At 61.2% G+C, this 21,141-nt stretch carries 19 protein-coding genes; 11 read left to right on the plus strand and 8 right to left on the minus strand.

What is annotated here, in order from left to right:
• Positions 1–17: 17 nt before the first annotated feature.
• Positions 18–941 carry a carbon-nitrogen hydrolase family protein gene (locus HX818_RS28235; RefSeq protein WP_177021139.1) on the minus strand — a complete coding sequence of 308 codons (924 nt, stop codon included), beginning with the start codon at positions 939–941 and terminating at the stop codon, positions 18–20.
• A 92-nt stretch (positions 942–1,033) separates the two neighbouring features.
• On the opposite strand from HX818_RS28235, the gene HX818_RS28240 reads away from it, so the two are divergent.
• Positions 1,034–1,951 carry a LysR substrate-binding domain-containing protein gene (locus tag HX818_RS28240; protein WP_087694394.1) on the plus strand — a complete coding sequence of 306 codons (918 nt, stop codon included), beginning with the start codon at positions 1,034–1,036 and terminating at the stop codon, positions 1,949–1,951.
• On the opposite strand, the gene HX818_RS28245 is transcribed toward HX818_RS28240, so the two are convergent.
• Positions 1,926–2,177, minus strand: a complete 252-nt coding sequence (locus HX818_RS28245) for a hypothetical protein (RefSeq protein WP_003217960.1) — start codon at positions 2,175–2,177, stop codon at positions 1,926–1,928. The genes HX818_RS28240 and HX818_RS28245 overlap by 26 nt on opposite strands.
• 175 nt (positions 2,178–2,352) lie before the next feature.
• Here HX818_RS28245 and HX818_RS28250 point away from each other — a divergent pair, with 175 nt between their 5' ends.
• Positions 2,353–2,673 carry a YqjD family protein gene (locus HX818_RS28250; protein ID WP_003217958.1) on the plus strand — a complete coding sequence of 107 codons (321 nt, stop codon included), beginning with the start codon at positions 2,353–2,355 and terminating at the stop codon, positions 2,671–2,673.
• Between the two features lie 40 nt (positions 2,674–2,713).
• Here HX818_RS28250 and HX818_RS28255 read toward each other — a convergent pair whose 3' ends face one another.
• On the minus strand, positions 2,714–3,751 hold the full coding sequence (locus tag HX818_RS28255; RefSeq protein WP_134326783.1) for an Ldh family oxidoreductase: 1,038 nt from the start codon (positions 3,749–3,751) through the stop codon (positions 2,714–2,716).
• A 170-nt stretch (positions 3,752–3,921) separates the two neighbouring features.
• Here HX818_RS28255 and HX818_RS28260 point away from each other — a divergent pair, with 170 nt between their 5' ends.
• Positions 3,922–9,036, plus strand: a complete 5,115-nt coding sequence (locus tag HX818_RS28260; protein ID WP_177021140.1) for a dermonecrotic toxin domain-containing protein — start codon at positions 3,922–3,924, stop codon at positions 9,034–9,036.
• Between the two features lie 41 nt (positions 9,037–9,077).
• Here HX818_RS28260 and HX818_RS28265 read toward each other — a convergent pair whose 3' ends face one another.
• Complete coding sequence (locus tag HX818_RS28265; protein ID WP_003217951.1) at positions 9,078–9,347, minus strand: PepSY domain-containing protein; 270 nt, start codon at positions 9,345–9,347, stop codon at positions 9,078–9,080.
• A 152-nt stretch (positions 9,348–9,499) separates the two neighbouring features.
• On the opposite strand from HX818_RS28265, the gene HX818_RS28270 reads away from it, so the two are divergent.
• The 7 genes from HX818_RS28270 (at position 9,500) to HX818_RS28300 (ending at position 15,474) form a co-directional block, all read left to right on the plus strand.
• Positions 9,500–10,495 (plus strand): FecR family protein, encoded by a 996-nt coding sequence (locus HX818_RS28270; protein ID WP_177021141.1) that lies wholly within the window; start codon positions 9,500–9,502, stop codon positions 10,493–10,495.
• A gap of 318 nt (positions 10,496–10,813) precedes the next feature.
• Positions 10,814–11,260, plus strand: a complete 447-nt coding sequence (locus HX818_RS28275) for a hypothetical protein (RefSeq protein WP_003217947.1) — start codon at positions 10,814–10,816, stop codon at positions 11,258–11,260.
• 1 nt (position 11,261) lies between these two features.
• Positions 11,262–11,819, plus strand: a complete 558-nt coding sequence (locus tag HX818_RS28280; RefSeq protein WP_003217945.1) for a hypothetical protein — start codon at positions 11,262–11,264, stop codon at positions 11,817–11,819.
• Between the two features lie 79 nt (positions 11,820–11,898).
• Positions 11,899–12,582: a hypothetical protein gene (locus tag HX818_RS28285; RefSeq protein WP_177021152.1), complete on the plus strand. Its 684-nt coding sequence runs from the start codon at positions 11,899–11,901 to the stop codon at positions 12,580–12,582.
• A 61-nt stretch (positions 12,583–12,643) separates the two neighbouring features.
• Positions 12,644–13,324 (plus strand): C39 family peptidase, encoded by a 681-nt coding sequence (locus HX818_RS28290; RefSeq protein WP_003217941.1) that lies wholly within the window; start codon positions 12,644–12,646, stop codon positions 13,322–13,324.
• Positions 13,325–13,361: 37 nt separating this feature from the next.
• Positions 13,362–14,111 (plus strand): hypothetical protein, encoded by a 750-nt coding sequence (locus tag HX818_RS28295; RefSeq protein WP_003217939.1) that lies wholly within the window; start codon positions 13,362–13,364, stop codon positions 14,109–14,111.
• A gap of 49 nt (positions 14,112–14,160) precedes the next feature.
• On the plus strand, positions 14,161–15,474 hold the full coding sequence (locus HX818_RS28300) for an autotransporter domain-containing protein (protein ID WP_043224814.1): 1,314 nt from the start codon (positions 14,161–14,163) through the stop codon (positions 15,472–15,474).
• Positions 15,475–15,539: 65 nt separating this feature from the next.
• Here HX818_RS28300 and HX818_RS28305 read toward each other — a convergent pair whose 3' ends face one another.
• Positions 15,540–16,868, minus strand: a complete 1,329-nt coding sequence (locus HX818_RS28305; RefSeq protein ID WP_177021142.1) for a sigma-54 dependent transcriptional regulator — start codon at positions 16,866–16,868, stop codon at positions 15,540–15,542.
• 343 nt (positions 16,869–17,211) lie between these two features.
• On the opposite strand from HX818_RS28305, the gene HX818_RS28310 reads away from it, so the two are divergent.
• Entirely contained in the window at positions 17,212–17,472 is a 261-nt protein-coding gene (locus tag HX818_RS28310) for a hypothetical protein (protein WP_003217933.1), read from the plus strand.
• Between the two features lie 137 nt (positions 17,473–17,609).
• Here HX818_RS28310 and HX818_RS28315 read toward each other — a convergent pair whose 3' ends face one another.
• The 3 genes from HX818_RS28315 to gnd are packed head-to-tail and all read right to left on the minus strand — an operon-like array spanning position 17,610 to position 20,958.
• Positions 17,610–18,434, minus strand: a complete 825-nt coding sequence (locus tag HX818_RS28315) for an HAD family hydrolase (protein ID WP_003217930.1) — start codon at positions 18,432–18,434, stop codon at positions 17,610–17,612.
• On the minus strand, positions 18,431–19,954 hold the full coding sequence (gene zwf, locus HX818_RS28320; protein WP_177021143.1) for a glucose-6-phosphate dehydrogenase: 1,524 nt from the start codon (positions 19,952–19,954) through the stop codon (positions 18,431–18,433). The genes HX818_RS28315 and zwf overlap by 4 nt, the downstream gene beginning before the upstream one ends.
• Positions 19,951–20,958: a phosphogluconate dehydrogenase (NAD(+)-dependent, decarboxylating) gene (gene gnd / locus HX818_RS28325; RefSeq protein WP_256579633.1), complete on the minus strand. Its 1,008-nt coding sequence runs from the start codon at positions 20,956–20,958 to the stop codon at positions 19,951–19,953. The genes zwf and gnd overlap by 4 nt, the downstream gene beginning before the upstream one ends.
• Positions 20,959–21,141: the final 183 nt, after the last annotated feature.

A 21,141-nucleotide genomic window follows, 5' to 3' on the forward strand; every position in this document is an offset into this window, starting at 1 on the left:
AAATAACGGATATGTACTCAACCCAAAAACCGCACACCGGGTTTAGCACGCTCATCCACGATCAATTCGAAAATATCCGGCCGGGCATAATGCCCAACCACATCATAGTCATACCGCGCCCGCACCAAATCATCCGTATCAATCCGCGCCACCAGCAACCCCGCCCCACCGAGCAATGGCCCGGCAAGAACGTCCCCCATGGGCCCGACAATCACACTGCCCCCCGCGATCAGAGGCCGATCCACCGGCCAGTTCGCCACCTCCACCCCCAACGCCTGGGGTGACGCCTGCACCTGACACGCACTCACCACAAAACACCGCCCCTCATGAGCAATATGCCGCATGCTCACCTGCCACATTTCCCGCTCATCCACCGTCGGCGCGCACCACACTTCCACACCCTTGGCGTACATCGCGGTGCGCAACAACGGCATCATGTTCTCCCAGCACACGGCGCCGCCGATGCGCCCTACCGCGGCATCAACCACCGGCAACGTCGAACCATCACCCTTGCCCCAGATCAGCCGCTCAGTGCCGGTAGGCATCAATTTGCGATGCCTGGCCACCAACCCGCCCACCGGTTCGAAATACAGCACCGTGCAATACAACGTGCTGCCACTGCGCTCGATCACGCCCAACACCAGGCTCGCCCCGGTGCGCGCCGACAAGCCGGCCAGCGCTTCGGTCTCCACGCCCGGCACATCAATCGCATTGGCAAAATACCGCGCAAAGGCCTCACGCCCTTCAGGCAGGCGATACCCCAGCTGGGTGCCGAAGCCCTCACCTTTGGGATAACCCCCGAGCAACGCTTCCGGCATCACCACCAGTTGCGCACCGCTGCGCAGGATTTCGTCCTCGTAGGACAGGATCTGTTCCAGGGTCTCAGCCTTGCCACCCGGCAAGGAACCGATTTGCAGCGCAGCCACAGTAGAAACAGGCATCACGATCACTCCGTATCAATGGGGGTTGCCCATTCTCCGGCCAGCGGCAATCATGAATAAAGCCCGCTTCGCTGCTAACTGATATGAGCCATATGAATATCGCCAACGTCGATCTCAACCTGCTGAAAACCTTCGAGGCCCTGCACGACGAATCCAGTGCCAGCCGTGCCGCCCTGCGCCTTGGCGTCACGCAGTCGGCGATCAGTGCAGCCCTGCGCCGCTTGCGCGATGTGTACGGCGATCAGTTGTTCGTGCGTACCGGCCGGGGCCTGGCGCCCACCTTGCGGGCCAATCAGTTGAAGCCGGTGATCAGCGAAGCCCTGGATCGCTGCCGCCAGAGCCTGGCGATGGTGGATCCCCTGGGCAATCACTATCAGGGCCGTTCGGTGGTGGTGGGGTTATCGGATGATTTCGAAATCGCCTACGGCCGGCGGCTGATTGAAGAGATTGCCCGGCGTGCGCCAAAGCTGCGGTTGATGTTCCGCCAGACCCACAGCCAGATCGTTGCCGACGCCCTGCTCGACCGCAGCCTGGACCTGGCAATCACCGCCGGCGGGTTTGCCGAGCGCCGGTTGAGCCGGCAGGTATTGGGGGAAGGCCATTACGCGTGCCTGGTGGACCCCGACAGCCTGGCGCCGGGACAACAGGCCATCGACCTCGACGAGTTCGTCAGGCGCGAGCATGTGCTGGTGTCATCCGGCGGGTTTATCGGGATCACCGACGAGGGCCTGGCCGCGCAGGGGCTGAGCCGCCACGTAGGTGCCTCGACCACGCACTTCGCGGCGCTACCGTTCCTGCTCAAGGGCAGCCAGGCGGTGGCGACCATCCCCGGCCATGCGGCCCAGGCCATCGCGCAGATGACCGGACTGAGGGAGCTGCCTTGCCCGCTGGCGCTGCCGCGTTACCCGGTGGAGCTGGGCTGGCGCACCCAGGCGCAACTGGATCCGTTGCTGCTCAAGGTGCGCGAGGCAATCGAGGCTTGTTTTACTTCGCCGCCATCAGGCGATTGACTTCACTGCGCACCATGTTCGAGAACTCCGGCGGTGACATGCCGTCCAGTTCTGCACGCACCCATTCGGCCCATTTGCCCTTGCGCTTGGCGCGTTCGCCAAACAGGCGGGCGGCCTCACCCTTGGCCTTGCCCAGGTTGCTTTGCCAGAGGTCGTAGAGACGGGACTTTTCATCTTCCAGCGCGGCGCGCTCGGCGAGGGGCTTGTTGGCCAGATTGAAGCTCATGTTGAATTACCTGCTGCACAAATAGGTGACATCTTACACTGTAGGTTGAAATTTCCTGGCCTGGATTTCTCCTAAGCTGACCACAGGAAAAAAACTGCAACTTTTGCCCGCTTCAAACACTCCATTCTTCATCAAGCGCATTCATTGCCACATTCACCCGCAAGGAGTTAACCCAATGGCTCGCAAATCTGCCGCCCAAGCCGTCGAAGACCAAATCAAGGACCAAGCCTTCAGTGAACTGACCGCACTGATCGAAGAATCGGACAAGCTGCTCAAAAGCAGCGCGTCACTGGTGGGGGAAGAAGGTGAAACCCTGCGTGAACAGGTCGCCATCAAGCTCAAGCAGGCGCTGGACTCGGTGTCCAATGTGCGCGAGCGCAGCAAGCCGGTGGTGGATGCCACCGAAACCTACATCGGTGGCCATCCATGGCAGACCGTGGCGATTTCCGCCGGGTTTGGCCTGGTAGTCGGCCTGTTGCTGGGCCGCCGCAACTGATCTGATGCAACGGCTGCGCCCTCCCCGGGCGCAGCGCGCTTCACGCCTGTGCCAACACCCGCAACCGACTCAATTCCTGCGTTTCGATCTCAATTCCGCCTGCCTGCGACTTCGCCCGTGTGCGATGGCGCCTGTCCCCCGGCAAACGCCGCAACCCTGCCGCATGCATCTGTCGCACCAATTCCTGGCTGCGCTCGGCGAAGCTCTGCCCGGCGGTCTTGCTCGGGTCGATCACGATCAGCAGTTGCCCGGTCCATGGGGTGCGGGCGCCGGGGTGATCGGACCAGTTGAACTCAAACGAGAAGTTACCGCCCGTGAGGGCCGCGGCCAGCAGCTCGACCATCATCGACAGGGCCGACCCCTTGTGCCCGCCAAACGGCAACAGCGCGCCGCCTTCGAGGATCGCCTTGGGGTCCTGGGTCGGCTGGCCGAGGCTGTCCACGCCCATGCCGGGTGGCAAGCGCTCGCCCTTGCGCGCGGCAATCTGCACGTCGCCATGGGCGATGGCGCTGGTGGCCAGGTCAAACACGATCGGCAGGCCATCGGCGCGGGGCGCGGCGAAGGCAATGGGGTTGGTGCCGAACAGCGGGCGGTCGGCGCCGTGGGGCACCACGCAGGTCATGCTGTTGACCACGCTCAAGGCCACCAGGCCTTCTTCAGCAAAAGGCTCGACATCCGGCCAAAGCGCCGCGAAGTGATGGGAGTTATGGATCGCCAGCAAGGCAATCCCGGCACTGCGGGCCTTTTCCACCAACAGCGCACGAGCGGCTTGCAGTGCGGGCTGGGCGAAGCCGTTGCCGGCATCCACTCGCACAAATCCGCTGGCCACATCCTCGACCACCGGCACCGCCTTGCCGTTGACCCAGCCACTGGCCAGGGTCGAGACGTAACCGGGGATACGGAATACACCGTGGCTGTGGGCACCGTCGCGCTCGGCGCTGGCGCAGTTCTCGGCCAGCACCTGGGCCACATCGGCCGACGTACCGTGGCGGACAAACACCTGGCGCAGCAGGTCGGTCAATTGCGCATAACTGAGTCGCTCTGATGAAGACTCGACATCCAAAGGCGATGCAGACATCTGAAGCTCCCGTTTAATTATTGGAATGGGCAACAGCGTACAAGAATCGGTCCGTCGATTAGACAGGGTTTGCCCCATGGCTGTCGACAGGGAGCGCCAGACATATCTAGCCCCTCGTGGCGCCAGGCCTGGATAGGTTGCAGGCACGCAACTCTTCAAGGATCAGGATGATGAGCCACACCCCTCTCCCGTATTTTTTCCCCGAAGCCATGCGCGTGGGCTGGAGGGCGCTGGACCGTGAGCGCCAGCTGAACATCGACAGCAGGGACATCGAGTTTCTCGGCAAGGTGTTTTTTGCCAGCGATGCAGGCCGTCGCCAACAGTCGCCGCCAATGATCGCGCAGCGTATCTGGTTGAATAAAAGCACTGCCAATGCCGTCGAACTGGCCGGCAGCTTCATGATGAGTTCAACCAGCGCCTACCCACATGCCTGGCTCTACACCCCGTACGGCGGCCTGGAAAAATTCGACAGCCCCGCCCACTTGCTGACAGCACTGACCGAGCGCTTGAAAACCCCGGACAGCGCCACGCAACTGCTGTACTTCCTGCCCTTGCAGCAACAACCATCGCCGCTACTCGACAACCGACTGGTGCTGACACCGGAGGCCATGCTCGACGACGTATTGGGTGAACAGGAAAAAACCCTCAGGCGCTATCAGGAGAATAATCGCCAGGCGCTGCTGGCGGCGTTGAAACAGTTGCCCGCCCTCGGCGCCCTGCTTTCAAAACTGCTCGAAAGCGTCTGCCGCCCACTGTTCCCCGGGCTCAGCCCCGGCGAAGCCCACGTGAGTTTTTTCGCCATACAGCCCGTTGGGTACATGGTGCCTCGCTGGCTCGACTCGCTGCAACTCAATGACGCGGTGCTGTTGTACTACCGTGAACAAGCCTGGCCCGCCGGGCAAACCCGGGAGTTCTTCCACCCCAAGCGGCCTGCCGACGCCAAGGCCCGCGACACGCAGCGTTGGGAAACCGCGATCAAACAAGCAGCCGGCCAACTGATCCCGTTCCTGCACAGTGCACTGGAGACGTTCTGGAACAGCGAGATCGCACCGGGCGTGTCGCGTCGGGCCTGGTTCGCCCGGGCCATGGCCGCCAATGCGCAACTGGATCTGCTGTTCAAGCGCCAGCAATCCATCATCAGTCCGGAGCAAAGCCGGGCATTGGCAGCGCTGTACTCTTCCCGGGGTAACGAGGCCCCCCCGAACAGCCAGACGCTGCGCGTCGAGAACGTACAGATATGGGAGCAGCCGAGCAACGCCGTCGAGCTGGCCAGCACCTTGATGATCGGCAATTCGCAGACCTTTCTCTACACCCCCGAGAAGGGCCTGCAGGTGCTCGGGACCTACGACGACCTGATGGACACCCTCAAGGCCATGGTCAAGGCGCCAGGCTATGAAGACGACCTCTACAACCTGATGTCCCTGGAGGAGCGGGCGCTGTTTGTGGGGTTCAAGACGCCGCAGTTTTCCGGTACTCCCATCGCCGGCAATCTGTTTGAGCAGGTGCTCGAAACCATCATCGGCAAGCAGCAACAGAACCTACGCTACGCGCTAGATCTGTACCGACGCACCCGCGCCGGCATTGACCCTTCCGCCTTGCTCGACTACGCGCTGGATGTGCGGTACATGGTCGACAGCCACCTCCCGGGCCTGGATACCGCGGGACGCTGGACGCCTCATTCGGTACTGGCCGACCCGACTCGCCCGGTGTCGCTGGCCGCCGAACGTGCCGCCCTGCTGCAAAAGCAGATGACCGATATCCAGGACACGCTGGCAACCCAGGTGCGAGCGCAACCCACATTGGCCAACACCGTCAATCAGGCGCTCACCGCCGAGTTCAACCGCCGCGACTTGGCTGGCCACGATCCCGGCAAGATCTACGTCAATCGCTACGCCGCCAGCGCAAGCGCGACACCCGCCACTGCGCCCCTGGAAAGCCAGAGCCTGCGCAGTTACTTTCTTGCGCGCCTGATACACAAGCGCGGGCCGATTCCGCAAACGCCGCACTATGGCCTTTACGCCAGCCAGGTCGATGGGGCTGTCACACCGCTGGGCGGCCTGGACATAGCGCAAGCCAACGCGGCGCTCGATGCCGCACTGGTCAAGTTTCATCACTCCAACATTGCCGATATTCCCCGCGAATACCTGGAACAGCTCAAGGCGCCGATGGCCCATGCCATGGCGGTGGCGATCCAGGGCGAAGCCAGGCTCAGGCGCCTCAACAACAGCCTGGACGCGCGTGATGAGGCGATCGCGCAGACGGTGTTTGATCTTCAACACCCTGATCGCCGCCGGCGCCAGGGCCTGGGTGGATTCATCCCGGATGCCTATGCGTTGACCGTCGAACCTGAGGGCCTGACGCAACGGGTGCCCCTGGCGCATTGCTTGATGCTCACCGAACGCGGCGGCCTGGACCCGTCCCACTCAGGCCGGGCCGTGCTGTGGACGCCGGCGCGCGGCCTGGAGAGTTTCGCCAACGTCAGCCAATTGCAGACAGAACTGCAACGACGACTGGCCGCCCCGGACCTTCGCAGGCAGCTACTGGCCAATCTCGACCCGCGCTATCTCAAACCGCACCAGGCCTGCGCACTCGGTCAGTTCATGCTGATCAATGGCGCGGTCGCACAGCACTGCCAGCAGTCCTGGATTGATCATTACCGGGCACAACGGGCTCACTGCCTCACCCTGACGCTCTCAGGGGACGCCTTGCTGAAGCGTCTCGGGGGGCTCGAAAAGGCCTTGCCGGCCAACGACCTGGGCCATGCCTCACAAATCGCCCAGACCTTCATGGCACAACAATCACTGCCCGCCTGGCTGGGGATGGCGTCTGTCAGCCAACAGCGTCGCCATGTCGAAATCCTTGAGCAATACCGCCACAGCCTCACGGACGACAAGGACTACCTTGACGATTTCCTGCCGCTGCCAGCGTATCTCGGCAGCAAGCTCATCGACTTGTTGCAGCCCTATGACGTGCGCCCGCAAGACGTCTACATCCTGCCCAAGCTGGTATTGGCCGGCCAGCGGCAGAACCTGGTGGACTACGCCCTCAATCACGTCAGCCAGCAAGCTGCTGCATTCGATGTCGAGTCCACAGCCGCCGGCCTGACACCTGCTGTGGTGCGCCAGATCCTCGCGCGCCTGCCCCTCAAGCAGGACCACCAGGCTTGCCTGGTCGAAAAACTCACCCCGGGCAAGCCGGGCGCAGACGTGCGGGAGCGCCGGTTTATTCGGCAACTGCCCTGGCAACTGTTGCAAAATGCCCACGCGCTGAGGCTGCAGGAACTGTTATCACCTGCGGGCCTGAGCCTGGTCGAACAGGTCCTCGACATGCCGGACGCGCTCGCCCGCGCAGCGGTCGAGGGCGCGACCTCGACAGTGCGTCCGCTGGAGTTGATCGCAACGGCGGGGGCCCGGTCCATCAAGGCCCTTGGGGTCTACTTGATCAGTGCCGTCGAAAGCACTCCGCTGGTGATGTATGCGCCCTATGGGCCGCAACAGGCGTTCCAGGAGTTCGACAACGAGGCGGATCTGATTCGCCGGCTCAACCTGCCCGGCCCCTTGCAGGACTGGGTGATCGGTCGCCTGCCAGAGGCTGAGCAAGCCACGTATAGACACCTCTGGGCCAGCACGGTCGGGGGAACCTCGGAAATCACCCTGGGGGCCAATCCGATCAAGGGCCACGCGCTCAAGCAGTTGTACCGCGACAACATCGGATTGATCTCGAACCTGTTTGAACAGCAATCCCAGGCCAACGGCCGGTCAGCCTGGGACACCCTCAAAGCCTTGTTCAGCAGCGGACTGCAGCACGCGCAGGCGTTGCTGCCGGGCAAACTGATGGTGCCGCTGGTGATCTGGCAAAGCTACAAACTGTTCCAGGCCTCTGCCGAAGATTTGCAGCAACACCGCTGGCGCGAGGCGCTGCAAACCTTCATCGGCGGTGTCGCGCAAATGGCTTCGATCCGCGCATTGATGGATGAACCCTCGACACCAGGCACCGCCCCCGCGCAACCCGCGCCGACGCAAACGGCCAGTGCCTGGCACGACATCGACGTCACCGCCCGGGCCCGAACCCGGCTGCAAGCGTACGAAGCCTGCGACATCAGCCTGGAGGGCCTGACGGCAGGCAACACGGGCGTCTACACAGCGACGGACAACCGGCATTACCTGCCGTGCGCAGGCAAGGTCTACCGCGCCAGGCAGGTCGAAGGCCATTGGCGGCTTTTCAGTGCGCGGTCCAAAGGACCGTTTGTGCGCCTGGATGCCAACCGCAAATGGACCCTGGACCCGGGCGCATCGGTTCGCCGCCACGGCCCCGGATGGAGTGCAATGATGGACCGCCGTGAGGTGCGGACAGCCGTGGACCAGGTGATGAACGTCGAGGCCCGCGGCCTGGCCGAGATTCGGCGTGTGTCGCCCTCCAGGGCCCAGGCGATCGTCGAGGCACTGGACCTGGCAACCTTCTACCTGCACAACTGCCAGCAGAACCTGAAGCTGCTCGACCACCAGTATCCGCCCGTGACCCGGGTGCATCGCTTTATCAACCGCTTCTTCGGCATCCCGATAGACGCCGACACCGGCCCGGCCAAATTTCCGCCAACCCTCGCGCAAAAGCTCATGGACACGGTGACCGACATTCTCGATGAGGCGCTGGAGCCGGCACTCTACTCGCTCAATTCCCGGCGTTTCGTCTCCGGTGCGCATATTGCCGAACCCGAACGGCATTGGGCGTTTACCATCGACGGCGACCCGGATCGACGCATCTACCTCACTGAAAACTTCTTCAACCCCCCTACGGCCGATTTCGAAGGGCGCCTGATCAATCACTTCGACCAAAGAGCCCATGCCCGCGCGGCCACCTTGATTCATGAGTTGACTCATATCGTGAGCAATACCGCCGACGTCGCGTACCTCAATTCCACATCACCTTTTTCCGACCTGATTGAAGTACAGACCCAAGCCGGTCGCGTTCTTCAGGACTGGCTGCGCAACGTGCAGGAGAATGCGTACTCGATCAACACGCCTGTTGGGCAATTGTTCAAATCAACGGACGCGTGGGGGCCTACCGGATTCGACCTGGGGACCGACCCGGAAGATGACTACATCAGGCAGCAGATTCTTGCCACGACCGGAGGCGTGGACTTGAGCAATGCGCGGGGAATTTTCAAAACCAACCTGACGCGGCGGTTCAACACACAGATGGATAACGCCGACTCACTGACCTTGCTGATCACCACCCTGGGGCGCCAGCTGGACCCCGTGCCTTCGATTGCCGAAGCCACACCGTAACAGACAGGGTGCGGGCCGAACGCCCGCACCCGTCAGTTCATTCAGTCTTTCTGATCGCGCAACACATTGCCCGACTCACCGTCGATGCGGAACTCGTAGACCACGCCATCGGCCTTGCGCCCCTCACCTTCCCAGTAGCCATCGTTATCGGCTTCGATCTTGTAGATCTGGACGTAACCAGCCTTGGTCTTGGCGGTCTCGATGGCTTTTTCAATGGTGATCCAGCCTGCGCCCGGTTTGTCCGCCAGGGCGGCTCCAGCACTGAGCAAGGCGGTGGTTGCGACAACGGCGGCTAAGGTTTTCTTAAGCATTTTCGTGCTCCATTAGGGAATGAGTGTTACCGGTCCTGAATTTTTTAGGGCCCTGCAGACGAGAATTAGTTCCAATTGATGTGCATTCGCCATGATGGCTGTTCTCGCCGTCCTGCTGTGGAGGTTAGAATGTCGGAAATCAGGATGAGTTAATGACAGATAAGTCCCTATCAGAAGCCGAATATGACGCCATCACCGATGCCGCTGCGCACTGGTGCATGCGTCTGCACGCTGGCGATTGCACGACGGCGGAGCGTCAGGCCTTCGAGCAGTGGCACGATGCGCATCCACTGCATGCCTTCGAATACGCCGCGATGCTGGAAATCTGGGACGTCGCCGATCACTTGCCCCGCAGCGAGCCGGCCCCCGTCATGGCGCGACGACAACCTCGCAGCCGTTTGAGGAACTACGCGGTAGCGGCGGCGATATGCCTGGTGGCCTTGCCACTGGCGGCCTTTACCGGCTGGGAAGCGGGCTGGCTGCCCAGCTCGTACAACCATTACGAAGCTGAAAACAGCTTGCGCCTGGTCACCCTTGACGACGGCAGCCAGGTTGAACTGAACCTGGGCACCGAATTGGTCTACAGCAATTTCAAGGATCAGCGCCGGGTTACCCTGAAAAAAGGCGAGGCGTTTTTCAAGGTCAGCCATAACGCGCAGCATCCGTTTATCGTCCACGCCGGTGACGGCCAGGTTCGGGTGACCGGCACTCAGTTCAATGTCTGGAAATACGAAGACCATGTGCGGGTCATGCTGCTGCAAGGCTCGGTGCTGGTGAGCAGCGACGACGCCCACAGCGGCCTGCGCCTGTCACCCGGGATGCAGGCCAGCTACAACCGTGGCGACGCCAGCCCCCTGGCCCAGCCGATTGCCCCGGGCGACACCGCCCTGGCCTGGCGTGACGGCAAGCTGATCCTCGACAATCTGGCCCTGGCCGACGCGTTGCCGTTGATCAACCGCTACCTGAGCAAACCGGTGATGCTGGCCGACGCCGGCACCGGCGCGATCCGCATTGGTGGCATCTACAACATCAACGAGGTGTCCAACCTCGTCCCCTCCCTGCCCAAGGTCCTGCCGGTCTACCTGACCCAGAACCAGGACGGCAACCCCGTGCTCAATTCCATTCCGCGTAAAACCCCAAAGAGCTGAGCCAGGGTCATGGGCCTGCGCCCTCCTCCCGGATGCTGCCTGCGTCAAATCGTCCATTTTTGAAACACTTGCACCGGCTGAGCTGACAGCCGGCTGCGGAGTGCCGGGTTTACGGCGCGCAGTGTTTCATCCCTGAGACACCTGCCAGGCGGGCTGGACAAGGGCCCGCTGTCTCACAGTTGAAACACATCCACTGCCCATTCTTTCCCCCGCGCTCATAACCCCATGAATGTCATCACAAATTCAAAAGCGGCACAGCTCCTGCTCTCTTCCTGACAGCGCTGTTTAGGGTCAGCGCCAAGAATAAGGAATGCCGTCGTGAAGACACTTAATCCAGGCTCGTTGAGCCTTCTGCTGATCAGCTGTGTACTGAGTACCAGCGTGAGCCTCCCAGTGCTCGCGGCAGGCGACGGTGTGATCGTGATTCAGCGCACCGTCCAGGGCCACATGGCTGGCCGCACCGCTGGCGTCGACCCCAACCCGGTCACCGTCAATGCCAATTCTTCTCCACAGATCCTGCGGGCCACCAGCGAGCTGAGCGACAACGACTACGCCAACATCAGCAGCGGCTCCAGCATCACTCGCGCCATCCTGCCCGGCGGCAACCTTCCCGGCTTGACCAACAACGGGGGTGGCGTAGGCCTCGGTGGCGGCGCAGCGGCCGGCCATGGTGGCGGCTCCAGCCTCTCGGGGCAGATCAATGGCTCAATCTCCCGCGGCATGGCGCCTTTGAACAATATCGGCAGCCTGATGGGAGGCCAGTGAGATGAACCATTCCTGGTTGTTCCTGGCGATCCTGGGCTGCTCGGCGGCCATGGCTGACAACAGCGCAGTGATCGACAACTCCGGCAAGCAATACAACGGCATCGTCTCGATCAACCAGGCGGCCGGCAATCAGCAACAACAGCTCAACAGCCGCGCGATTTCGGCGGGCAGCAACTCCCAGGCGGGCGGCGCCCTCAGCCAGACCATCGGCGGCGCACCGGCCGATCGCTCCCAGAACGCCAGGGTGGCGATCCAGGGCAGCTCTTTCAGCAATGGCAGCGGTGTACTGGGCGTCAACCAGTCGGCCGGGGCCAGCAACCAGATGATCAATGCGGTGCGGATCAGCGTGAATGCTGGCCCGCAAAGCATCGACGACAGCGTCATGTCGCAACAGAACGTGGCGCTGTCACCAAACTCAGGGTTCACCTCTACCACTGGCAGCCGCCAGGTCGTCACAAGCGACCAGGCCTTCACCGGCAGCCGTGGAGTGGTACAGGTGAATCAGAGTGCCGGGGTGGGGAACCGCATGGCTAACGCCCTGAATGTGCAAATCCAATGATTCATTGGAGCTCGAAGCTGGACCGTACCAACACTTAACCAACTAATTAGAAGCAAGGGGAAATACCATGAAAACTACAATGGCTCTTAAACCACTGGCGTTCGCTCTCGCTGCAATCATGGCTGCCGCCGCACATGCCAACCCACCTACTGCCGTGGTAGCTGCCGTTTCCGACGCGCAATCGAGCAACCACAACGGCGTGCTCAACCTGGGCACCCAGAACAACGCATCGGCCAACAACTCGTTGAACGGCAGCAGCGGCAACGCCCAGGCCAACATCGCAGCCGGTGATGGCAACCAACAAGACAACCAGACCGCCATTGCGGCCGGTGATGCAGATGCCGTGTTTGCCCAAGCTACCATTACCCAAGACAACCGCAACAACGTCTCGGTGCAAGTGGCTACCCACAACAACGCTTCGCTCAACAACTCGGCCAACGGCAGCTCCGGCAACCTGGGTGTGAGCGTTGCCGCGGGTAACTTCAACCAACAGAAAAACCAACTGGCAATTGCTTCTGCCAGTGGTGCCGCCGCCGCTGCTTCGAGCAACACCACTCAAACCAGCGTCGACAACACCTTCCTCAATACCGTGGCCACTCAGTCTGGCCCATGGGGCAGCCACACTTACCTGCCTGTCGTGAACAACGCCAGCGCCAACAACTCGCTTAATGGCTCTTCGGGCAACCTGGGCGCCAACATTGCTGCAGGCGTGGGCAATCAGCAGGGCAACACCACTGTGATTTCCTCCGGCGTACGTTTCTGATGCAACGGGGCCTTGGCAACAAGGCCCCTTTTTATTCCAGTGTCCTCCAGGCCATTCGATCATGCGGATCATCGCCCTCACCCTCCTGTTATTGCTCACCGGCCCGACTTGGGCGGGGCAAATGGCGATTGCCGCCATGCCCGGCGGTGGCGTGATCTTCAAGAAGGTCGAGAGCATCCGTGAACGCAAGTTCGCCAACCTGGTGGAACAGAAAACCGATTTCAGCTGTGGTGCCGCCGCCCTGGCCACCATCCTGCGCCAGGCCTACTGGATGGATGTGGATGAAGACCACATCATCAAGGGCATGCTGGTCAACGCCGATCAGGACCTGGTGCGTACCCAGGGCTTTTCGATGCTGGACATGAAGCGCTACCTGGAAAGCATCGGGATGCGCGCCCGGGGTTACCGGATCAATGCAGACACCCTGCTCACGGTGAAGATCCCGGTGGTGGTGTTGCTGGAGATTCGCGGCTACAAGCACTTCGTGGTGATGCAGCGCGCCGACAAGGACTGGGTGTACATCGGCGACCCGGTACTGGGCCATAAACGCTATGCCCGCGACGACTTCGTCAAAGGCTGGAATGGCATCGTCTTCGCGGTATTGGGCGAAGGTTATGACAAGACCAACGTGCTGCTCGACCCGCCCACCCCACTGACGGCGAAAAACAGAATCAATGAGTTCAGTCCGGTGCGGGACAGTGAATTGATGGACTTCGGTTTTATCCAGAGCGACTTCTTCTAGAAGCGCAATAAGGGGCAGGACGCTCCAGGAGCAAACGATGAACACTTACCGTTGGCTGACGGTCATGTGCCTGGCAGCCTCAATGCCCGCTTATGCGTCATCGGTGTTCAAGCCGATTGAAATAAAGGACTCGGAACTGGCTGACCTGCGTGGTCGCTACGTGATGCCGGGGCGGATCATCAGTTTTGGCATCGTGATGAGCAGTACCTGGACCAATGCCGCCGGCGACAGCGTGACCGGCTCGGCCAGCATGAACGTCAACGCGTCGACCGTCACCCCGCAGTTCTATGTGCAGGTAACCGACAGCCCCACCAAAGTCTCGCCCAACCAGCCGAATGGCACCGGCACGGTGGTCGGTGGTGCCGGCCTGGGCAGTGGCCAGGGTGTGACCCAAAGCGTGCGCGCCGCCGGCGACGGCAACACCGCCAGCAATAACGTGAATATCAATGTGAACCAGAATGGCTTGTCGCCGGCCAATGTCGTCCAGTCCGGACAAGCCCTGGTGGCTGGCCAGTCGGTCACCGGCAGCACGGGTGCCGGCCAGGTCACGGTGTCGGCCGCCAATGGCGGGCTGCAAATGGCGATCCTGGCCAACAACAATCAGGGCAATTCGTTGCAGCAGATCGGCGCCGGGAATGTCCTGCAAGGCACGGTTTTGCAGGGTAACAGCAACTTCGTCAGCAACATGACCCAACTCAATGTGGTGCTGGGCAACAACGGTTTGAACAATTTGGGGCAGAACCTGAACCTGAATCAACTCAGGGGCCTACGCCCTAACGGTTATTGAACTACGCTGTGCCTCGACACTTGCGCATTAGAAAGGGACGGCTTATTCCATGCATCGATCGCTATCGTTACGTGCCGTAATTTGTTTAAGCACGCTCCTGCCCGCATCCATGTTGTATGCCGCGCCGGACACCGACATAGACACATTGAAAAAGGAATTGCTGGAGCTCAAGCAACGCTACGAAGTGCAGCAAAAAGCACTGGCGGTGCTGGAACAACGGGTACGCCAGGTGGAAGAACAACCGGTGGCGCCGCCGCCCAAGCGCCTCGCCAAATCCCCGGCAGACTTCCAGAAAGGCGGCACCACGGTGGCCGGCAACACGCCGGGAGTCGGCGCGGCGGCGGCCTCGGGCGGTGCAGCCGGTGGCGCGTCCTACGGCCAGTCCCTCAAGGATGATTCGGCCCCGGCGCAGAGCGTGAGCAACTTGTATAACGAGGCCAGCGGGTTCTTTGGCAACGGCAAGTTCAGCTTTGAAACCGGCGTCACCTATTCCCGCTACGATGCCCGCCAGTTGACCCTCAACGGCTTCCTGGCGCTGGACTCGATCTTCCTCGGCAACATCAACCTGGACCGGATCAAGTCGGATAACTGGACCGTCGACCTCACGGGCCGCTACAACCTCGACAACCGCTGGCAGTTCGATATAAACGTGCCGGTGGTGTACCGCGAGTCGACCTATCAGTCCGGTGGTGCCAACGGTGGCAGCGGCACCGCGACCTCGGAACAATCGGTCACGCGTGACCCGACTATCGGCGACGTCAACTTCGGGATTGCCTACAAATTCCTCGACGAGAGCGTCAACCTGCCGGATGCCGTGGTGTCGGTGCGGGTCAAGGCGCCCACCGGCGAAGATCCGTTTGGGATCAAGCTGGTCCAGTCATCCAGCAACACCAACCTCTTCGTGCCGGAGAGCCTGCCCACCGGCAACGGTGTGTGGTCGATCACGCCGGGTATCTCGCTGGTCAAGACCTTCGACCCGGCGGTATTGTTTGGCTCGCTGTCGTACACCCACAACTTCGAAGACTCGTTCAGCGATATCAGCTCCCAGGTCGGCCAGAAGACCCCGGGGAAAGTGCAGTTGGGCGACAGCTTCCAGATCGGCGCTGGCGTGGCGTTTGCGCTGAACGAGAAGATGAGTATGTCGTTCTCGGTGTCCGACCTGGTGCAACGCAAGAGCAAGCTCAAGCCGGATGGCGGCGACTGGCAGTCAGTGGTTTCCAGCGACGCCAACGCGGGTTACTTCAACGTGGGCATGACGATTGCGGCAAGCGACAACCTGACCATCGTGCCGAACCTGGCCATCGGGATCACACCGGATGCGCCGTCGTTCAGCTTCAGCCTGAAGTTCCCGTATTACTTTTAAGGCATGACAACGGGAAAAGCCCCGCAACGATAAGGGTCGTTGCGGGGCTTTTCGGTTTACCCGCCCTAGCGGATCTGGTGTTTGTGCAGCAACCGGTAGAACGTCGGCCGGGAAACCCCCAGCACACGCGCCGCGACACTCAGGTTGTCGCTGTGCCGGTTGAGCACATCGCACAGTGCCTGGCGTTCGGCACGGTGCTTGTAATCCTCCAGTGTAGCCATCGGCAGCGCGATTGCCTGCTGGCTTTGCAATCCCAGATCAACGGCTTCGATTTGCCGCCCTTCCGCCAGTACCAGGCCCCGCCGCACGCGGTTGGCCAACTCGCGCACATTGCCCGGCCAACCGTGCTCGCCCATGGCCACCAGTGCGTCTTCACTGAAGCTGCGGGGACGGCGGCCGGTTTCCTGGCTGTAGAAGTGTGAAAAATGGTTGGCCAGCATCGCCACGTCACCGTGGCGCTCGCGCAACGGCGCGGTGACCACTTGCAGGACGTTGAGCCGGTAATACAAGTCTTCGCGAAAAGTGCCCTTTGCCACCGCGGCTTCCAGGTCGACGTGGGTGGCCGCCAACACGCGTACATCCACCGCAATCGGCTGGCTGCCGCCGACTCGCTCGATCTGTTTTTCCTGGAGAAAACGCAGCAGGTTGGCTTGCAGCTCCATGGGCAAGTCGCCGATCTCATCGAGAAACAGGGTGCCGCCGTGCGCCGCCTCGATCCGCCCCACCTTGCGCTGATGGGCACCGGTGAAGGCGCCCTTCTCATGGCCAAACAGTTCGGACTGGATCAGGTGTTCGGGAATCGCCCCGCAATTGATCGCCACAAACGGCTTGGCATGGCGCTGGGATTGGCGATGCAAGGTACGCGCGACCAATTCCTTGCCGGTGCCGCTGTCGCCACGGATCAACACCGGGGATTCAGTGGGCGCCAGCTTGGCGAGCAGCTTGCGCAATTCCCGGATGGGACGGCTGTCCCCCAGCAACTCGTGTTCCGGCTGGCCCGCAGGCGCGTTGTTGCCCTTGCCCCGCAGGCGCGCCATGCCGAAGGCGCGGCCCAGGGTGACCTGCACCCGTGACACATCAAACGGCAAGGTATGGAAGTCGAAGAACCACTCACAGACAAAATCGCCGACATTCTGCAGGCGCAGCACTTCCTGGTTAAGCACCGCAATCCACTCGGTGCCGCTGCGGCTGATCAGTTCCTTGACCGCTTCGGGTCGCTCCAGGTGAAACGGCTGCAGGCGCAACAAACCCACGTCACAGGAGCGCTCACCCACCGACTCGAGGGCGCAGTTGTCCACGTCCCACCCCGCTGCGCGCAAACCGGGCAATAGCCGATGGCAGTCATCACAGGGATCGACCACAAGCAGGCGGCGCGGGGCAGGTGTAACAATCATGACTATTCCTTGGCGTCAAAATCGTTAAAGTTATTTAAAAACAACTATTTGCAAAGTCTGCTGGTAACCCTAGCAAGATCTTGACGCACCCTTTGTACCGATTCGCTATAAGTCGCGAACGAACCGGGTCTTTTATGTCAGTCGGGTGCGGTCAATTGCCGCGGCATAACTTTCATGAGGCTTTCAAAATAGCCCCTTACATGACTTTAATCAGGGAAAGTTAAAAAATCTTCTTCTAACATGTGACCCGCACCCGGTGATCGTGCATCAGTACAAGTAACCAGTCGTTAGGCACGCCCAACCAACGGCTTCCACTTGAATGGGCATTTAGAGAGAAGACCCCATGAACGCCCCGCTCCGCATCAACGAAGCTCTTTTGATCGCAGACCGTGCCTTCCAGCCCTTTCAATGTGTGGCCTGGCACGATGGCAACGGCGCCCTGAGCCTGAGCGTCATCGACCGCACCAATACCCGTATCGGTAGCAAGCAGCTGTCTTCCAGCACTTATACCGACCCGGCACAGCTTGAGAACTTGCTGTTGCAGGCCCGTGCCGAACTCGACAAAGATGGCTACCAGTTGCAATCCTGGGCAATGCCCAAGTAACTGAAGCGTGCGTGAGACGGCACCCGAAAGTGTGCCGCCCGGCTGCGCAATATATTGACCCGCACTAACTCAAGTGGACAGTCAGCCATGCAAGTTGCAACTTTGCATAGCTGACTACTTATTAGTGTGGTTACCGATCAATAGGCCGAGAGAATAAACCGCTCGATGGCTTCCGCCGCACCGTCATCGACATTGCTGCCGGTCACGACGCTGGCCTGGCGCTTGACCACCTCTTCTGCCTGGCCCATGGCAATCGACAACCCCGCCACATGAAACATCGCCGGGTCATTGCCGCCATCACCGATGGCTGCGGTCTGTTGCAGTGGCACACCGAGGTGCGCCGCAAGGGTTCTCAATGCTTCACCCTTGTTGGCCTTCATGGCGGTGACATCCAGGAACACCGGCTGCGAACGCGACACCTGGGCCAATCCCTCGACCCTGGGCTGCAACTGCGCCTCGAGTTCCATCAGCAGCTGGGTATTGGTACTGGCCGCAACAATCTTGTCGACCCGATCCAGATACGGCTCGAAGCTCTCCACCACGATCGCCCCATAGCCCAGGCCGTGCTCTTCGCGAACCGCCATCGGTCCGCCGGGATCGCGACGCAGCCAGTCGCCGTCGGCAAACAGCCAGACTTCAACGTCCGGCTGCGGCGTAAACAACGCCAACGCCACCAGCGCCGCTTCTGCCGGCAAGTGATGCGCCACCAGAATACTGCCGTCGGGATTGACCAGCGTGCCGCCGTTGAAGCCGGCAATCGGCACATCGATGCCCAGCGCTTCGACCTGCTGACGCATGGCCTTGGGCGGTCGCCCGCTGGCCAGGCTGAAAAACACCCCGGCCGCGCGCAAGGCGCGAACCGTATCAATGGTGCGCTGGCTGAGGCTGTGATCCGGATGCAGCAACGTGCCATCCATATCACTCAACACAAAACGGATGGGTTGACTCGGCAAGTCACTCATCCGAGGCTGTGCCAGGTACGGCCATCGCGGGCCAGCAACGCATCAGCCGCCGCCGGGCCGTCCTCACCCGCCTTGTAGGCCTGGATGCCGTCATCCTGCTTCCACGCATCGAGAAAAGGCTGCACCGCACGCCAGCCGTTCTCGATGTTGTCGGCGCGCTGGAACAAGGTCTGGTCGCCAGTCATGCAGTCGTAGATCAGGGTTTCGTAACCTGTCGACGGCTGCATCTCGAAGAAGTCCTTGTAGGCAAACCCCAGCTCCACGTTGGCCATGTCCAGGGTCGGCCCGGGCTTTTTCGCCAGCAGGTCGAACCACATGCCTTCATTCGGCTGGATCTGGATCTTCAGGTACGTCGGCTTGAGTTCATCGACCTCGGTATCACGGAACTGCGCGTAAGGCGCCGGCTTGAAGCAGATGATGATCTCGGTGTCGCGGATGCTCATGCGCTTGCCGGTGCGCAGGTAAAACGGCACCCCCACCCAACGCCAGTTGTCGATCAACACCTTGAGGGCAACGAAGGTCTCGGTGCTGCTGTCTGGCGCAACATTGGCCTCTTCGCGGTAACCCGGCAACTGCTTGCCGCCGACTTCACCCGAGGTGTACTGGCCACGCACCGAGTTGGCCCGTGCGTCTTCCAGCGACCAGGGCCGGATGGCCCCGATCACCTTGGCCTTCTCGCCCCGCACTGCGTCGGCGCCAAAGGCAGCCGGCGGTTCCATGGCGACCATCGCCAGCAACTGGAACAGGTGATTGGGCACCATGTCCCGCAGGGTGCCGGTGTGTTCGAAGAAGCTGCCACGGGTTTCCACGCCGACGGTTTCGGCGGCGGTGATTTGTACGTGGTCAATGTAGTGGTTGTTCCAGAACGCCTCGAACAGCACATTGGAAAAACGGCTGATGAGGATGTTCTGGACGGTTTCCTTGCCCAGGTAATGGTCGATGCGGTAGATCTGCTTTTCGCTCATCACCTTGAGCAGGCAGGCGTTCAGCGCTTCGGCGGTGGCGAGGTCGGAGCCGAACGGCTTTTCGATCACCACCCGGCGGAACGCCTCCGGGGTTTCTTCCAGCAAGCCGGCCGCGCCGAGGCGCTGCACCACTTCGGCGAAGAAACGCGGCGCGGTGGCGAGGTAAAACACCGCGTTGCCAGTACCGCTGTCGGCAATCTTCTTGCCGATATCGGCGTAGGTGCCGTCGTCGAGGAAATCACCCTCGACGTAGCTGATGCCTTTGGCCAACTGTCCCCACAATGCAGGGTCCAGGGCGTTCTCGGCATTGCCCTTGACCTTGCTGGCGGCCTCGGTGCGAATGAAGTCCTCGAGCTTCTTGGCGAAATCGGCGTCGCTGATGGCGTTGTGATCAACGCCGACAATGCGCAAGCCATCGCCCAGCAGCCCGTCGCGGCTGAGGTTGTACAGCGCCGGCATGAGCAGGCGCTTGACCAGGTCACCGTGGGCACCAAACAGAAACAGTGTGGTGGGCGGAGCGGGTTCGGCCTTGGGTTTCTTGCCGTTGGCGGTCATTTTTTGGGAGTCTCCACATGGCCGCCAAAGCCGAAGCGCATGGCAGAAAGCATTTTGTCACCGTAGGTACTTTGCTGGCGGGAGCGGAAGCGTGCGAACAGCGAGTTCGACAGCACCGGAACCGGTACCGATTGTTCCATGGCGGCCTCGATGGTCCAGCGGCCTTCGCCACTGTCGGCGACCGAGCCGGAATACCCGTCGAGCTTCGGATCGGTGGCCAGGGCGTCGGCGGTCAGGTCCAGCAGCCAGGACGACACCACGCTGCCGCGGCGCCAGACTTCGGCGATATCGGCAACATTCAGGTCGAAGCGCTGGTCTTGCGGCAGGTTCTCCGAATTCTTGGTCTTGAGGATGTCGAAACCTTCGGCGAAGGCCTGCATCATCCCGTACTCGATGCCGTTGTGGATCATCTTGACGAAGTGCCCGGAACCGGCAGGCCCTGCGTGGATATAGCCGCGCTCGGCACGGCTGTCCGCTGCGGCGGAACGGTCCTTGGTACGCGGGATGGTGCCCAGGCCCGGTGCCAGGCTTTCGAAGATCGGGTCCAGCAGCTTAACGGTCTCGGCGTCGCCGCCGATCATCATGCAGTAGCCGCGCTCCAGGCCCCAGACGCCGCCGGAGGTGCCGACGTCGACATAGTGCAGGCCTTTTTCCGACAGGGCCTTGGCCCGACGGATGTCATCCTTATAGAAGGTGTTGCCGCCGTCGATGATCACATCACCGTCTTCAAGCAGTTGGCTCAGTTCTTCAATGGTGTTCTCGGTCGGGTCGCCTGCCGGCAGCATCACCCAGATCGCCCGGGGCTTTTGCAGCCCGGCCACCAGGCCTGCCAGGTCAGCAACGCCCGTGGCGCCCTCGCCTGCCAGACCTTTTACGAATGCTTCATTGCGGTCGTAAACCACGGTGGTATGCCCATTGAGCATCAGGCGCCGCGCAATGTTGCCACCCATGCGGCCTAGTCCAATAATCCCCAGTTGCATGTGCTGATGCTCCTTACTACGAATAAATGTGTGTCACAGTTTATAGCGCAATGAGGCTAATGAGGGTTAGTCCAGAGCGGATTGGCATAGTTTCATGACAAAAAGTGGCCATCCTTTCGCCTTCAGTGGGCTAAAAGTCACAACGACCATCAAAAATAAAAAAGTTCCCTTCGTTAAAAAAAGAATTCAGAATTGCCCCGACTGTTG

This window comes from Pseudomonas sp. F9001, from assembly GCF_013385435.1.
In the GTDB taxonomy this organism is placed as follows: domain Bacteria; phylum Pseudomonadota; class Gammaproteobacteria; order Pseudomonadales; family Pseudomonadaceae; genus Aquipseudomonas.

What these genes read in the sequence shown, in the direction of transcription:
- HX818_RS28240 (WP_087694394.1), top strand. Translation starts at nt 1,034, where the DNA reads ATGAATATCGCCAACGTCGATCTCAACCTGCTGAAAACCTTCGAGGCC.
- HX818_RS28295 (WP_003217939.1), top strand. Translation starts at nt 13,362, where the DNA reads ATGAACACTTACCGTTGGCTGACGGTCATGTGCCTGGCAGCCTCAATG.
- HX818_RS28265 (WP_003217951.1), bottom strand. Translation starts at nt 9,347, where the DNA reads ATGCTTAAGAAAACCTTAGCCGCCGTTGTCGCAACCACCGCCTTGCTC.
- HX818_RS28285 (WP_177021152.1), top strand. Translation starts at nt 11,899, where the DNA reads ATGGCTCTTAAACCACTGGCGTTCGCTCTCGCTGCAATCATGGCTGCC.
- HX818_RS28255 (WP_134326783.1), bottom strand. Translation starts at nt 3,751, where the DNA reads ATGTCTGCATCGCCTTTGGATGTCGAGTCTTCATCAGAGCGACTCAGT.
- zwf (WP_177021143.1), bottom strand. Translation starts at nt 19,954, where the DNA reads ATGACCGCCAACGGCAAGAAACCCAAGGCCGAACCCGCTCCGCCCACC.
- HX818_RS28270 (WP_177021141.1), top strand. Translation starts at nt 9,500, where the DNA reads ATGACAGATAAGTCCCTATCAGAAGCCGAATATGACGCCATCACCGAT.
- HX818_RS28290 (WP_003217941.1), top strand. Translation starts at nt 12,644, where the DNA reads ATGCGGATCATCGCCCTCACCCTCCTGTTATTGCTCACCGGCCCGACT.
- HX818_RS28315 (WP_003217930.1), bottom strand. Translation starts at nt 18,434, where the DNA reads ATGAGTGACTTGCCGAGTCAACCCATCCGTTTTGTGTTGAGTGATATG.
- HX818_RS28310 (WP_003217933.1), top strand. Translation starts at nt 17,212, where the DNA reads ATGAACGCCCCGCTCCGCATCAACGAAGCTCTTTTGATCGCAGACCGT.
- HX818_RS28235 (WP_177021139.1), bottom strand. Translation starts at nt 941, where the DNA reads ATGCCTGTTTCTACTGTGGCTGCGCTGCAAATCGGTTCCTTGCCGGGT.
- HX818_RS28305 (WP_177021142.1), bottom strand. Translation starts at nt 16,868, where the DNA reads ATGATTGTTACACCTGCCCCGCGCCGCCTGCTTGTGGTCGATCCCTGT.
- HX818_RS28280 (WP_003217945.1), top strand. Translation starts at nt 11,262, where the DNA reads ATGAACCATTCCTGGTTGTTCCTGGCGATCCTGGGCTGCTCGGCGGCC.
- HX818_RS28245 (WP_003217960.1), bottom strand. Translation starts at nt 2,177, where the DNA reads ATGAGCTTCAATCTGGCCAACAAGCCCCTCGCCGAGCGCGCCGCGCTG.
- HX818_RS28250 (WP_003217958.1), top strand. Translation starts at nt 2,353, where the DNA reads ATGGCTCGCAAATCTGCCGCCCAAGCCGTCGAAGACCAAATCAAGGAC.
- HX818_RS28260 (WP_177021140.1), top strand. Translation starts at nt 3,922, where the DNA reads ATGAGCCACACCCCTCTCCCGTATTTTTTCCCCGAAGCCATGCGCGTG.
- HX818_RS28300 (WP_043224814.1), top strand. Translation starts at nt 14,161, where the DNA reads ATGCATCGATCGCTATCGTTACGTGCCGTAATTTGTTTAAGCACGCTC.